12 protein-coding genes and 5 pseudogenes are annotated in these 13,053 nt (G+C 59.5%); 9 read left to right on the top strand and 8 right to left on the bottom strand.

Translation table 11 applies throughout. The features are described from left to right. Positions 1 to 1,281: 1,281 nt before the first annotated feature. Complete coding sequence (locus LJU32_15045) at positions 1,282 to 1,815, bottom strand: cysteine hydrolase (GenBank protein WKV87133.1); 534 nt, start codon at positions 1,813 to 1,815, stop codon at positions 1,282 to 1,284. Positions 1,816 to 1,879: 64 nt separating this feature from the next. Then, entirely contained in the window at positions 1,880 to 3,607 is a 1,728-nt protein-coding gene (gene ggt / locus LJU32_15040) for a gamma-glutamyltransferase (protein ID WKV87132.1), read from the bottom strand. Between the two features lie 150 nt (positions 3,608 to 3,757). On the opposite strand from ggt, the pseudogene LJU32_15035 reads away from it, so the two are divergent. Next, positions 3,758 to 4,272, top strand: a pseudogene (locus LJU32_15035) (methylated-DNA--[protein]-cysteine S-methyltransferase). Position 4,273: 1 nt separating this feature from the next. Here the strand turns inward: LJU32_15035 and LJU32_15030 are convergent. The 3 genes and pseudogenes from LJU32_15030 to LJU32_15020 form a co-directional block, all read right to left on the bottom strand. Further along, positions 4,274 to 4,863 (bottom strand): annotated as a pseudogene (locus LJU32_15030) (NUDIX domain-containing protein). A gap of 98 nt (positions 4,864 to 4,961) precedes the next feature. After that, on the bottom strand, positions 4,962 to 5,597 hold the full coding sequence (locus tag LJU32_15025) for a lytic polysaccharide monooxygenase (protein WKV87131.1): 636 nt from the start codon (positions 5,595 to 5,597) through the stop codon (positions 4,962 to 4,964). Between the two features lie 219 nt (positions 5,598 to 5,816). Further along, a complete protein-coding gene (locus tag LJU32_15020; GenBank protein ID WKV87130.1) occupies positions 5,817 to 6,254 on the bottom strand; it encodes a hemerythrin domain-containing protein in 438 nt (145 codons plus the stop codon). Between the two features lie 151 nt (positions 6,255 to 6,405). Between LJU32_15020 and LJU32_15015 the strand changes: the two genes are divergently transcribed. Beyond that, complete coding sequence (locus LJU32_15015) at positions 6,406 to 6,831, top strand: GNAT family N-acetyltransferase (protein ID WKV87129.1); 426 nt, start codon at positions 6,406 to 6,408, stop codon at positions 6,829 to 6,831. 104 nt (positions 6,832 to 6,935) lie between these two features. Here LJU32_15015 and LJU32_15010 read toward each other — a convergent pair whose 3' ends face one another. Further along, positions 6,936 to 7,286: a hypothetical protein gene (locus LJU32_15010; GenBank protein WKV87128.1), complete on the bottom strand. Its 351-nt coding sequence runs from the start codon at positions 7,284 to 7,286 to the stop codon at positions 6,936 to 6,938. A gap of 133 nt (positions 7,287 to 7,419) precedes the next feature. On the opposite strand from LJU32_15010, the pseudogene LJU32_15005 reads away from it, so the two are divergent. The 7 genes and pseudogenes from LJU32_15005 (at position 7,420) to LJU32_14975 (ending at position 11,386) form a co-directional block, all read left to right on the top strand. Beyond that, positions 7,420 to 7,746: pseudogene (locus LJU32_15005) on the top strand (DUF6388 family protein). A 172-nt stretch (positions 7,747 to 7,918) separates the two neighbouring features. Then, entirely contained in the window at positions 7,919 to 8,311 is a 393-nt protein-coding gene (gene tusD / locus LJU32_15000; protein WKV87127.1) for a sulfurtransferase complex subunit TusD, read from the top strand. A gap of 2 nt (positions 8,312 to 8,313) precedes the next feature. Then, positions 8,314 to 8,670, top strand: coding sequence for a sulfurtransferase complex subunit TusC (gene tusC / locus LJU32_14995; GenBank protein ID WKV87126.1), 357 nt, complete (start codon positions 8,314 to 8,316; stop codon positions 8,668 to 8,670). After that, on the top strand, positions 8,670 to 8,963 hold the full coding sequence (gene tusB, locus LJU32_14990) for a sulfurtransferase complex subunit TusB (GenBank protein ID WKV87125.1): 294 nt from the start codon (positions 8,670 to 8,672) through the stop codon (positions 8,961 to 8,963). Before tusC ends, tusB begins: the two co-directional genes overlap by 1 nt. Continuing rightward, complete coding sequence (locus LJU32_14985) at positions 8,960 to 9,295, top strand: TusE/DsrC/DsvC family sulfur relay protein (GenBank protein WKV87124.1); 336 nt, start codon at positions 8,960 to 8,962, stop codon at positions 9,293 to 9,295. The genes tusB and LJU32_14985 overlap by 4 nt, the downstream gene beginning before the upstream one ends. Before the next feature lie 14 nt (positions 9,296 to 9,309). Next, a pseudogene (locus LJU32_14980) lies at positions 9,310 to 10,292 on the top strand (glycosyl transferase family protein). Positions 10,293 to 10,384: 92 nt separating this feature from the next. Then, on the top strand, positions 10,385 to 11,386 hold the full coding sequence (locus LJU32_14975) for a glutathione S-transferase family protein (GenBank protein WKV87123.1): 1,002 nt from the start codon (positions 10,385 to 10,387) through the stop codon (positions 11,384 to 11,386). A 62-nt stretch (positions 11,387 to 11,448) separates the two neighbouring features. Here the strand turns inward: LJU32_14975 and LJU32_14970 are convergent. Continuing rightward, positions 11,449 to 11,800 (bottom strand): annotated as a pseudogene (locus LJU32_14970) (DUF1428 domain-containing protein). Positions 11,801 to 11,802: 2 nt separating this feature from the next. Next, positions 11,803 to 12,885, bottom strand: coding sequence for a hypothetical protein (locus LJU32_14965; GenBank protein WKV87122.1), 1,083 nt, complete (start codon positions 12,883 to 12,885; stop codon positions 11,803 to 11,805). Between the last annotated feature and the right edge of the window lie 168 nt (positions 12,886 to 13,053).

Below are 13,053 nucleotides of genomic sequence, written 5' to 3'. Positions count from 1 at the left end.
GATAAAATGCCCGACCTGCCGCCTTCGTGAGCAAGCCCACTCCCACAGGATTTCGCGCTACACCCGCGATCCCCGGCAACCCACAAAACCAATGTGGGAGCGAGCCTGCTCGCGAAAGCGGTCTGTTAGCCACAGATAAGTTGCCTGACCGGCCGCCTTCGTGAGCAAGCCCACTCCCACAGGATTTCGCGCTACACCCGCGATCCCCGGCAACCCAAAAACCATTGTGGGAGCGAGCCTGCTCGCGAAAGCGGTCTGTCAGCCACAAATAAATCGCCCGACCTGCCGCCTTCGTGAGCAAGCCCACTCCAACAGGATTTCGCGCTACACCCGCCATCCCCCGGCAAGCCACAAATTCACTGTGGGAGCGAGCCTGCTCGCGAAAGCGGTCTGTCAGCCACAAATAAATCGCCCGACCTGCCGCCTTCGTGAGCAAGCCCACTCCCACAGGATTTCGCGCTACACCCCGATTCCCGGCAACCCACAAAACCAATGTGGGAGCGAGCTTGCTCGCGAAAGCGGTGTGTCAGCCACAGATAAGTTGCCTGACCGGCCGCCTTCGTGAGCAAGCCCACTCCCACAGGGCAACCCACAAAACCAATGTGGGAGCGAGCTTGCTCGCGAACGCAGTCTGTCAGCCACAAATAAATTGCCCGACCTGCCGCCTTCGTGAGCAAGCCCACTCCCACAGGATTTCGCGCTACACCCGCGATCCCAGGCAACCTACAAAACCAATGTGGGAGCGAGCCTGCTCGCGAAAGCGGTGTGTCAGCCACAGATAAATTGCCTGACCTGCCGCCTTCGTGAGCAAGCCCACTCCCACAGGATTTCGCGCTACACCCGCGATCCCCGGCAACCCACAAAACCAATGTGGGAGCGAGCCTGCTCGCGAAAGCGGTGTGTCAGCCACAGATAAATTGCCTGACCTGCCGCCTTCGTGAGCAAGCCCACTCCCACAGGATTTCGCACTACACCCGCCATCCCCCGGCAAGCCAAAAATTCACTGTGGGAGCGAGCCTGCTCGCGAAAGCGGTCTGTCAGCCACAAATAAATCGCCCGACCTGCCGCCTTCGTGAGCAAGCCCACTCCCACAGGATTTCGCGCTACACCCGCGATCCCCGGCAACCCACAAAACCAATGTGGAGCGAGCCTGCTCGCGAAAGCGGTCTGTCAGCCACAAATAAATCGCCCGACCTGCCGCCTTCGTGAGCAAGCCCACTCCCACAGGATTTCGCGCTACACCCGCCATCCCCGGCAACCCACAAGGTGGGGTGTGTACGGTTAGAAAGTGATGTCGGCGGCCGGTTTGACATCGACTCGCGCTACGGAACCGGTGAGCGCAGCGAAGTCCTTGTTGTGTTGGGCAATGATGTCGTCGGCGCTCATGGTGCCGTTGTCGACTGTTGAATGCGCATCTCTCGCAACAACGACGTCGTAGCCCAGCTCATGCGCACTGCGAACTGTGGCGTTGACGCAGTAATCAGTCTGCAAGCCGCAGATGACCAGTCGCTCAAAATCTTCGCTGGGCAGCAGCTTGCCGAGATCGGTCTGGTAGAAAGAGTCCCCGGTGGTTTTGTCTACGTTCAGGTCTTTCGTCGAAGTCAGCAGATCTTTGGCCAGTTGCCAACCGTCAGCACCGCGCACAAACGGACCGTCCTTTTCTTCGTGTTGAATCAGCACCACCGGAACGCCGGCATCGCGGGCGCGTTGGCTCAGACCATTTATCGTGGCGATCACACGGTCGATTTCAAAACACTGATATTCACCAGCACACAGCGCCTGCTGGACATCGATGATCAGTAATGCGGTGGTCATGTCGAGCCTTCCTTGATCAATCCTTGAGAATGGGGCGGACCTGAGCCCGCCCCTTTTACTCCGCTCAGTAACCCAATGACAAGCCGGTATTACGCCGTGGATCGTTGGCGCCGTAGAAGCGATTCTTGCCAACCGGTTTGCCTCCCAGCGACGGCGCTCCCACCAGAATTGCAGCAATGTGGTTGGGGTCTTGCGGGCCGGCAAACTTGTGGCCCCAGCTTTCCAGGATCTTTTTCGTATCCGGGCTGGCGGCGAAGTCTTCGAGGTTGGTTTCTTCCGGCATCCATTGCTGGTGGAAGCGCGGCGCGTCGACCGCTTCCTGCAGGCCCATGCCGTAGTCAATGACGTTGAGCATGGTCAGCAAGGTTGCGGTGATGATCCGGCTGCCACCCGGCGTGCCCACCACCATCACCACCTTGCCGTCCTTGGTGACGATGGTCGGACTCATCGACGACAGCGGCGCCTTGCCCGGTGCGATAGCGTTGGCCTCGCCTTGAACCAGCCCATACATGTTCGGCACGCCGACCTTGGAGGTGAAGTCGTCCATTTCGTCGTTGAGGATCACCCCGGTCTTGCTCGCCATGACGCCCGCGCCGAACCAGTCATTGAGGGTGTAAGTCACCGAAACGGCATTGCCCCACTTGTCGACGATCGAATAGTGCGTGGTGTTGCTGCCTTCATGAGGCGCGACGCCGGGCTTGAGTTCAGCCGAGATGCCGGCCTTTTGCGGCTGGATGGCGTTGCGCAGTTTGGTCGCGTAGTTCTTGTCCAGCAGATGCTCGATCGGGTTTTTCACGAAATCCGGATCGCCCAGATAGCTGTTGCGATCGACGTAGGCATGGCGCATGGCTTCGATCTGGTAATGCATGCCCTGAGCCGAATGGAAGCCCAGGTCCTTCATCGGATAGCCTTCGAGAATATTCATGATCTGGCAGATCACCACCCCGCCGGAGCTTGGCGGCGGCGCCGAGACCACGTGATAGCCGCGATAATCGCATTCCACCGGGGCCAGTTCGCGGGTTTTGTATTTGTCGAGGTCAGCCTGGGTGATGATGCCTTTGTTGGCCTGACTGGAGGTAACGATGGCATCGGCGACCCAGCCTTTGTAGAAGCCGTCGGCGCCCTTGTCGGAAATCGTTCGCAGGGTTTTCGCCAGATCCTTCTGCACCAGTTTCTGCCCGACCTGCATCGGTTCGCCGTTGCTGAGGAAGATCGAGCCGGAATCGCGCATGTCCTTCTTGAACACGTCGGTGGCGTACTCCAGCAGTTCGACATCGCCCTGCTGCAGCTCGAAACCGTCTTCGGCCAGTTTGATCGCCGGGGCAATCATGTCCTTGCGCTGCTTGGTGCCGTATTTGCTCAGGGCCAGCTCCATGCCAGACACGGTGCCCGGCACGCCGACCGCCAGGTGACCGCGCGTGCTCAGGTCCGGAACGACATTACCGTCCTTGTCCAGATACATGTTCGCCGTCGCTGCCAGCGGGGCTTTCTCACGGAAATCGAGAAAGGTCTTGCGCCCGTCTGCCAGTTGGATGGTCATGAACCCGCCGCCGCCAAGGTTGCCCGCAGCCGGATAAACCACCGCCAGTGCATAGCCCACGGCCACCGCCGCATCCACGGCATTGCCGCCGTTTTTCAAAACGTCGACACCCACGTGGGTCGCCAGATGTTGCGCGGTGACCACCATGCCGTTTTCCGCCGCAACCGGCGCCACGGATGCCGCGTGAGCCATGAGACAGCTGAGCGCCAGGGAGGTCGCAATGAGCGATCTGGCCAAAGGTTCGTACTTCATGAGTCGATCTCTTTTTTGTTGTTGAGGACTGCGCCAAACGCAGGGCAACGCTTCAGGAGCAACAAGCAGTATGGTCGGCTTTGCGTATTGCGCCTCCCCGTTCAGCCAGTATGCTGGGCCGCATTAATGCCCAGCTCTGGAGTCGCCATCATGTCTTGCACGTTCATCACCCTGCCCTCGCCGGTCGGTGAGTTGAAGCTGGTCGCGAACGGCAGCCGACTCGCCGCCATCCTCTGGGAAAACGACAAACCGAACCGGGTGAGGCTGGGACCGATGAGCGAAGCCCCGGACAACCTGATCCTCGCGCAGACCGCGCGCCAGCTCGAAGAGTACTTCGCCGGCACTCGGCGTCGCTTCGATCTCGAGCTGGCATTTGTCGGCAGCGAATTCCAGAAAAAGTCTGGGCCGCCCTCCTGACCATTCCGTTTGGCGAGACACGCACCTACAGTCAGATAGCGCTGCAAATCGGCCATCCGACGGCGGTCCGAGCGGTCGGCGCCGCCAACGGGCGCAATCCGATTTCCATTGTTGCGCCGTGTCATCGAGTGATCGGTGCTTCGGGAAAGCTGACGGGTTTCGCCGGTGGGCTGGAGGCTAAAGAGCGGTTACTGATGCTCGAAGGTGGCCAATGGTCAACGTTCGGGAAAACAGGCGAGCTGTTCTGACTCAAGCAACGAAGAGGTTATTCATCGCTGCGTACTGCAACAACATGATGGTCTTCGCATCGCAGATCTCGCCGCGCTGAAACGCGGCCAGCGCCTCATCGAATCCCCACTCGAGCACTTCCAGTTCTTCGGTTTCCTCTTCCAGGCCGCCACCCTCGCTGACCTTGGAGGCGGCATCGTATTCAGCGACAAAAAGTGCAGCTTCTCGGTCACTGAACCGGGGCTCATGTACGCCTCGAATACCTTCTTCACGTCATGCACGCGGTAACCGGTTTCCTCCTCGGCTTCGTCACGAATGCGCTGCTCAGGCGCGGCACCTTCCAGCAACCCCGCAGCCACCTCGATCAGCAATCCATCGTGACCATTGACGAAGACTGGCAAGCGGAACTGTCGGGTCAGCACTACCGTGCGCTTTTCGCGGTTGAACAGCAGAATCGCCGCGCCATTACCGCGGTCGTAGACCTCGCGGGTCTGACGTTGCCATTCGCCATTGTTGCGGTGGTAATCGAAGGTGATTTTCTTCAGCAGATACCAGTCGTGGGACAACACCTGAGTGTCGACGATGTTGACCCGTTCGGCTGTGTTGGACATCGCGTCTGATCCTGTCTTCATAAATGGACGGCCATGGTCGGACAATTGCGCTGACAAAAAAGCCCGGCAGCGCTACCGGGCTCGTTCAGCCGCCGCTGTTACTGGAAGTCGACGTCGAAGGCCTGATAGAACGCGTTGCCGGTGTTGGCAACGATCCACATCAGCACAATGACGTGGTGGCCCTTCTTGTTCGCCGGCAGTTGCACTTGGTGATCGACCTTCGCCTTCAATTCACCGGCATGGCTGTAATACGGCACCTGCGGGTAGAAATCCTCGAAGAACGGCTGGGTTTCCAGTTGTGCACGAGTGATGCGTTGCTGAGGATCCCAGCTGTCATTGGTGATCAGCCAGCGATAACCCCGAGTGGTGTGCGGCGCTGTGTAGGCCCAAGTGACTTTGAGCATCTGCCCCGGATCGACATTAAGCAGCGGCCAACTGAACGAACGACCGAGCTTCTTGCTCATCTCGTCGCTGGTGTAATTGACGCAATCGCGGGCATCGGTCTTGCCGCCGCTGAGAATGTAACCGTCGGCCGGCGGCGCGACGCTGGCGGAGTCTGTCTCGAAAGGTGACGGAAACGGTCCGGCTTCCATGGCCGGAAAGTTCTTGCCACCTTCCATTTCATTGACTTGCCAGGCGCCGAGCAAGCCGAGGTCGATGGCGACCGCGCCGCGACTCGCTGGCGAGATGACGCGACCGTGTTTCAGTTGGGTTTGTGCAGTTGCCTGATTCATGTTTTTCACTCCGTTGATTTGAGAACTCTCCTTCCCGAGGAGAGGCCTTCAAGCTAACGGAGGTGGATTTTTGTCCATCGGCGCTTTTGTCGCAGCGCTACCGGAAGGAAGAATGAAATCCTGCAAACACTGGATGGATGAACAGTGCTCGACGAAACTTCGTACTCAACGCATAGCTGAACACCTACACGTCAAGTTGACGAAACGGCTGGAGGCCGATCAACGCAGTTGCGCCTGATACTCCTTTTCGTACTGTCCAGCGAGTTGGGTTTTCTGTTTATCGTCGAGCAACTTGCCGGCCATCTGGAAGAACTTATGCTCTTCTTCCTCGAGGTGGTGATGGACCTTGTCCGATAGCTTCTTTGCCGTTGCCAGCCAGGCCGGGCTGGACATCTCGGTCTCGTCGAGCTCTTCCATCATCTCGTCCATTTCATGGTGCTCGGCGATGGCGTGGCGGCTCAGGTCAACGCCTTCGTCAATTTCCATCAACGGGATGTAGAAGTGCCGCTCTTCGGCGGTTTCGTGCGCTTGCAGTTCGGCTTTCAGTTGTTTGTAAGCCTCGACCCGCTCAGGGCTGTCGCCGCTGGTCGCGATCAGAGCTTTGGCATAAGTGCGCTGGCGCTCGTGGCTTTCGCGCAGGGCTTCGAAAATATTCACGGGATGTCCTCATCAATCGCGCTCAGGGAAAGACGCGATAAAAGCCTAGACCGCAGCGCTGGTTTGACGGTTCCGCTTGTTTGATCGGAGGGTTGGAGGCACCTGTGTGGACGCGGTAGGCTGACCGCTCCATTACACAAGGAAGTCATGCATGAACTTGCGTATCGAGTTGACGCAGAACCCTACCGAAGAACAGCGCGCAGCGATTCTTGCGCCCTTGCGTGCACACAACGTTGCCAAGGCCGGGCCATCCACGTGGGAGCCGATTGCCTTGCTGGTGCGTAACGAAAACGACGAGATCCTCGGCGGCCTGTATGGCCACACGTTCTACCGCTGGTTGTTCATCGAATTGCTCGCGGTCCCGGAGCAAGGTCGTGGTCAGGGTATCGGCACAAAATTGATGCGCATGGCCGAGGACTTTGCCAGGGAGAAAAACTGCGTGGGCATTTGGCTCGACACCTTTTCTTTCCAGGCGCCGGCGTTTTACAGAAAGGTCGGATACAGCGAATGTGGCGAGATTGTCGATTATCCGCTGGGGCACAAGCGGCATTTTTTCCAGAAGCGGCTGATCGATTGACTGTGTCGCTCTTTTGCGCGAGCAGGCTCGCTCCCACACTGGAAAGCATTTCAACTTGTGGGAGCGAGCCTGCTCGCGAAAGCGCCAGCCGCCTCGACACACAGTCAGAGGCAGGTCGCCATCGCCGCCATCCGTCGCATCGCGACAAAATCACTCTGTTGTGCGTAGTAATTCAAAGTCGTACCCGAGGCTTCGGTAAGCACATCGACAAACGACTCTGCCGAACGCGTGTAGACCGTAGTGCCGCCGGACTCGCGCGGCTCCAGATAGGCCGCCGCGTCGACGCCAAACACCGCTTCGTCCTGCCAGGCGAATTGCACGCACCGGGCGACGTCTTTCTCCGGCTTGTCCGAGGTCAGGACCTTGTCCGGGCTCTTGGTGCGAGCCTCGTTCATCACCGAACCGGCACATCCGGCCAACAGGGCCGCCGCCAGCGCTACCATCAGCATTCGCATTGCATTCGCTCATCGAGAAAAAAGCGGACTGTAGCACTGCAAGGCAGCAAATCGTTCTGCTTTACTGTTTTTATGCGCGACACGCGCGAGCAGCTGCGGCACCCTGAGATCTTCAGCCACACAAGGAAATTACATGGCGCCTAGCGACCAGCGACATGAACAGGCTCTGAAACTGTTTCTCGATGCGCGACCCGAATTGCGGGAAACCCTCGATCACCTCAACCCGCTGCTGGCTCAGGCCAAGGGCGAAACCCAGGCACAGTATCGCGAAGAACGCCTGCATGAGGCATTCGAGGCCGAGGCGGAAAGCCAGGGATTATTTGCCTGGGAACTGACACTGCAATTGACGGCTGACTCGCCCGAGGACTATCAGGCGCAACGGCTTGAGGTGCATCGGGAGGTTGCGGAGATGGCCGGGATGGACTGGGTCGAGTATTGCGATCTTTACGGCATTACCCCTAATCGATGTAGGAGCAGCCGAAGGCTGCGATCTTTGATCTTGATCTTGCAGAGCAGAATCAAAAGATCGCAGCCTTCGGCAGCTCCTACAAAGGAATCTGCGTAAAACTGGGGTTTCGCGGCTGCCGCAATAAAGCTTTATCATGGCCGCAGTTTCGCTGATCGAGTCCATCATGAAGTTCGCCATTGCGCTGTTTTCCGCCGCCCATGCGCCCTCCTCGCGCCGTGCCCTGCTGTTTGCCCAGGCCGCGCTGGCTGGCGGACATGAGATTGTCCGGCTGTTTTTCTATCAGGACGGCGTGTTCAACGCCTCCGATGCGGTGGTGACGCCGCAGGATGAACTGGACTTGCCCAAGCAATGGCGCGCCTTTATCAACGAAAAGCAACTCGACGGCGTGGTCTGCATCGCCGCCGCGTTGCGCCGTGGTGTGTTGAACGAAGAAGAAGCCAAACGTTACCAGCGAGAAGCGACTTCAGTGAGCGCGCCGTGGGAACTGTCCGGTCTTGGGCAATTGCACGATGCCGTGCAGGACGCTGACCGCCTGATCTGTTTCGGAGGCGCGTGAACATGGCCAAATCGCTGTTGATCATCAGCCGCCAGTCGCCCTGGTCTGGCCCCGGCGCACGGGAAGCGCTGGACATCGTGCTTGCCGGTGGCGCCTTCGATCTGCCGATCGGTTTACTGTTTCTCGATGACGGCGTGCTGCAACTGGCCGCCGGACAGAACGCCAAGGCCTTGCAGCAGAAAGACCTCAGCGCCAATCTGCAGGCGCTGCCGATGTTTGGTGTCGAAGAACTGTTTTATTGCGCACAAAGCGCCAGTGCTCGCGGCCTCGGCAACGTGTCGCTGGAAGAAGCGCAGCCGCTTGCCGCTGAGCAAATCACCGCCCTTATTGACCGTTACGATCAGGTGATCACCCTCTGATGTCGACTTTGCATGTGTTGTCTCATTCTCCGTTCGGCGACGATCGCCTGATCAGTTGCCTGCGCCTGCTCGGCAGCGCCGATGCTGTGTTGTTGTCCGGCGATGCGGTGTATGCGCTGCAACCGGGCACTGTGGCGTTTTCTGCTTTGCAAGAGCGAACCATCAAGCTGTTTGTATTGCTTGAGGACGCACAGGCGCGTGCGATCGACATTCCGGACTGGGCCGAGGCCATCGACTACCCGGCCTTCGTCGAACTGTCGATTCATCACGCCAAGGTCAACAGCTGGCTATGAACTCCCTTACCGTCGGCGCCCGCGCCATCGAACTGGACAAGGACGGCTTTCTCGTTGACCTCAACGACTGGTCGGCTGATGTCGCCAGCGCCCTCGCCGCCGCCGAAGACATCGAGTTGACGCCCGAACACTGGGAAGTCCTCGAGCTGCTGCGCAGTTTCTATGCCGAGTTCCAGCTTTCGCCGGCCACGCGACCGCTGATCAAGTACACCGCATTGAAACTCGGCGCCGACAAAGGCAACAGCCAGCACCTGAACCGACTGTTCAAAGGCACCCCTGCCAAACTCGCCGCGAAACTGGCGGGCCTGCCCAAACCGACGAATTGCCTATGAACGACTTTTCTGCATTGACCCTCGAAACGCCTGCCGAGCACCCGTTCGCACAATTCGTGCGCATTCTCGGCAAAGGCAAGCGCGGCGCCCGCGACCTGACGCGCGAGGAAGCCCGCGAGGCCATGGGCATGGTGCTCGACGACAAGGTCGAAGATACGCAACTCGGGGCCTTCCTGATGTTGCTGCGGCACAAGGAAGAAAGCGCCGAGGAAATGGCCGGATTCACCGAAGCCCTGCGCGAACGCTTGCAGGCGCCGGCATTGAATGTCGACCTGGACTGGCCGACCTATGCCGGCAAAAACGCCATCTGCCGTGGTATCTGCTGGCAGCCAAGTGCCTGGCACTGAACGGCGTGCGCATCTTCATGCACGGCGGCGGCGCACACACGGGCGGGCGCCTGTACAGCGAACAACTACTGGGGGAACTGAACATTCCCCTGTGCCGCACCTGGCATCAAGTCGGCGCGGCGCTGGATAACGGCGGACTGGCTTTCATGCCGCTGATGGACTGGGCGCCGCAATTGCAGAAGATGATCGACCTGCGTAACACCCTGGGCCTGCGTTCGCCGATTCACTCGCTGGCGCGAATCCTCAATCCGCTCGGTGCACGTTGTGGCCTGCAGAGCATTTTCCATCCCGGCTACCAGGCGGTGCATCGCGATGCCAGCGGCTTGCTCGGCGACACGGCAATTGTGGTCAAGGGCGATGGCGGTGAAATCGAGATCAACCCCGATGCCACCAGTCATCTTTACGGCACCAGCGGTGGTCAGAGCTGGGACGAGGAATGGCCACAGCTGTCAGCGCAGCGCCACGTCAAACCCGCCTCGCTGGACATCGAACACTTGAAAGCCGTATGGCGCGGCGATGTGGTCGACAGTTACCCGCAAATGGCCCTGATTGCGACCATGGCCCTCGCCCTGCGCGGCCTTGGTCAAGATCGCGAGCAAGCCTTCGCCACGGCCGAGCAGTATTGGGCAGCGCGAAATACATCGATCTAACCGATCATTAGCGCCCGATCTTTGCGCTTTTTGTTCGAACTCATCGGAATAGACTCGACTCCAACGAATATTGGTTTTCAGGAGTCTTGATCATGGGTTTACTCGTCGACGGCCACTGGCAGGACAAGTGGTACGAAAGCAGCAAGGACGGCGCATTCCAGCGCGAACAAGCGCAACGCCGCAACTGGGTGACCGCCGATGGTCAGCCAGGCCCCAGCGGTGAAGGCGGTTTTGCTGCCGAAGCCGGGCGCTATCACCTCTACGTTTCCCTCGCCTGCCCATGGGCGCACCGCACGCTGATTCTGCGCAAGCTTAAAGGTCTGGAAAGCCTGATCGACGTTTCGGTCGTCAGTTGGCTGATGCTGGAAAACGGCTGGACCTTCGACAAGACGCTCGGTTCGACCGGCGACAAACTCGATGATTTCGATTTCATGCACCAGCGCTACACCGCTGATACCCCCGACTACACCGGGCGCGTGACGGTGCCAGTGCTGTGGGACAAGCAGCTCAAGCGCATCGTCAGCAATGAATCGGCGGAGATCATCCGCATGTTCAACAGCGCCTTCGACGGGCTCACCGGCAACGATCTGGACTTCTACCCGGCGCCGCTACGCAACGAGATCGACGCCCTGAACGAGCGGATCTATCCGGCGGTGAACAACGGTGTCTATCGCGCCGGGTTCGCCACGTCGCAGCAGGCCTACGAACAGGCATTCGATGAAGTATTCGCCGAACTGGATCATCTGGAGCAATTGCTGGGTGCCAATCGCTACCTGAGCGGCGAATACCTGACCGAAGCGGATGTGCGCCTGTTCACCACGATGATTCGCTTCGACGCCGTGTACCACGGGCACTTCAAGTGCAACCTGCGGCGGATTGCCGACTACCCGAACCTGTCGAACTGGCTGCGCGAGATGTATCAGTGGCCGGGGATCGCCGAGACCGTGGATTTCCAGCATATCAAGCATCACTACTATGGCAGCCACAAGACGATCAACCCGACCGGTGTGGTGCCGAAAGGTCCGAAGCAGGACTTCACCGGACCGCATGATCGGTCGCGCTTGAGCGGCAACGGCGTCTGGCGTCGAGGTTGATCGTCGACGAGCTTCTGTGGCGCGTGCTGCACTTGCAGCGGCCACAGGCGTTCGTACTGCCATCAGGATTCAGAGAGCCTCTTAAAACCGCCGAAGATCATCCGTTGGCCATCAAAACCCATCGGATTGACGTCGGGCCGCATGCGCGGGTCTTCCATCATTTTCGCCATACCTGCATCGCGGGTGGCCTTGTCTGGCCAGATCAGCCAACCGGACGAGACGGTTTCACCCTCCTGAGTTTGACCGCTAGCGGGAACGACGTGAGCTTGCCCTCCGGTACGTCGTCACCCCAGCACTGGACGACATCCACGGCGCCATATTCCTTGAACAGCCTGGCGGCGATCTCACAGTGTTTTTGTATTGCGCATGATTGGCGTCAGGCACCGGCGCCACGAAGATATCGATGTAAGCCATGTTCATTTTCCTTGCAAGTTGGGTTCGATCTGCTGACTGGTCGATTGCGGCGGGCGCCATTCGACGTGATTGTCTCCCAGCCCGACGGACGGCTCTGCGCCAGCGCTCAAATTGCCCTCGACCTGCCCGGCGATGTGCAACGTGCCCGCCATCACTCCTGTAGTCGGGTTCTGCAGCAACTTCTGCCAGGCTTTGTCGAAGGTATTGCCGAGGCTGCTGCGGATCAGTGCTTCGCTGTCCGGACGGTCGTTGGCCTGGATGATCGCGCGGATGCCGGCCACACCGACGGAAATCATCGCCCCGGCCAGTTTCCCGGCGGCCGCCGCCACCGCACTGGCGGCGCCGCGTGGGGCCATTTCCGCTTCGATGCGCTGGCTGGCGCGCTTGGCCACCGGCGCCATCGCCGCGTCGGTGGAGGAAATGCCCTTGGCGCCGCCGTCGGTGTGGATCTTGTCGATCAGCGCGGCGTACGCCGGCAGGGTGTTCAGCGGCTCGGTGCTGATGACTTTGAACAATGAAGCATCCCGTGCCGGCGGTGGGCCAAGGGCGATGGCCGGGATCTGCTGCAAGCGTCCGTTGAGCTGTGTGATCGGCACGCCATGACGCTGGGCGATGAGCGGCATCTGCTGCGCCATCAATTGCGCGTAGAACGCCGTGGACTGGGCCAGGATCGCGTCCGGATCAATCTCCACTGCCACCGGCGCGAGGACTTTTTCCTGATATTGCTCAAGTAGATACGCCGCCAGGCGTTTCGCCGAAGCGTCCTGCTCGCCGCCAGCACTGATCGTGTACCAGCTGACCTTCATCGACAGCCATTCCTGAGTCCAATAGCTGCTGAACCAAGGGATGAAATTTTCTTCAGTTTGCTGATAGATCCGCGTGCGCCAATGTTCCATCGAGCCACGAGCGAACAGCTTGACCTGCTCGGTGGCCTGCTGCGAGGCGCTGATGATTTCGCGGTCGATCTGCTGCCAGGTTTGCGCCGACACCACCACCGCCTGTGGCGCACTGACCGGTGCCCGGGCCGAGGTGGCGCAGCCAGCCAACAGAAACAGTGCGGCGACGACCAGCGCGCGCGGGTTCACGGTGGTGGTGTCCTTTGGCTTGGGGAAGTGCAGCTTTGAGTATAGGCATGTGACTGCTTGGCTGATAACCAATGTGGGAGCGGGCTTGCTCGCGAAAGCGGTGTATCAGTCACCACATGTATCGACTGACACACCGCTTTCGCGGGCAAGCCCGCTCCCACAGGGGAT

Source organism: Pseudomonas sp. B21_DOA (genome assembly GCA_030544685.1).
In the GTDB taxonomy this organism is placed as follows: Bacteria; Pseudomonadota; Gammaproteobacteria; order Pseudomonadales; family Pseudomonadaceae; genus Aquipseudomonas; species Aquipseudomonas fluorescens_AO.
This window is presented reverse-complemented; position numbering and strand designations above follow the sequence as displayed.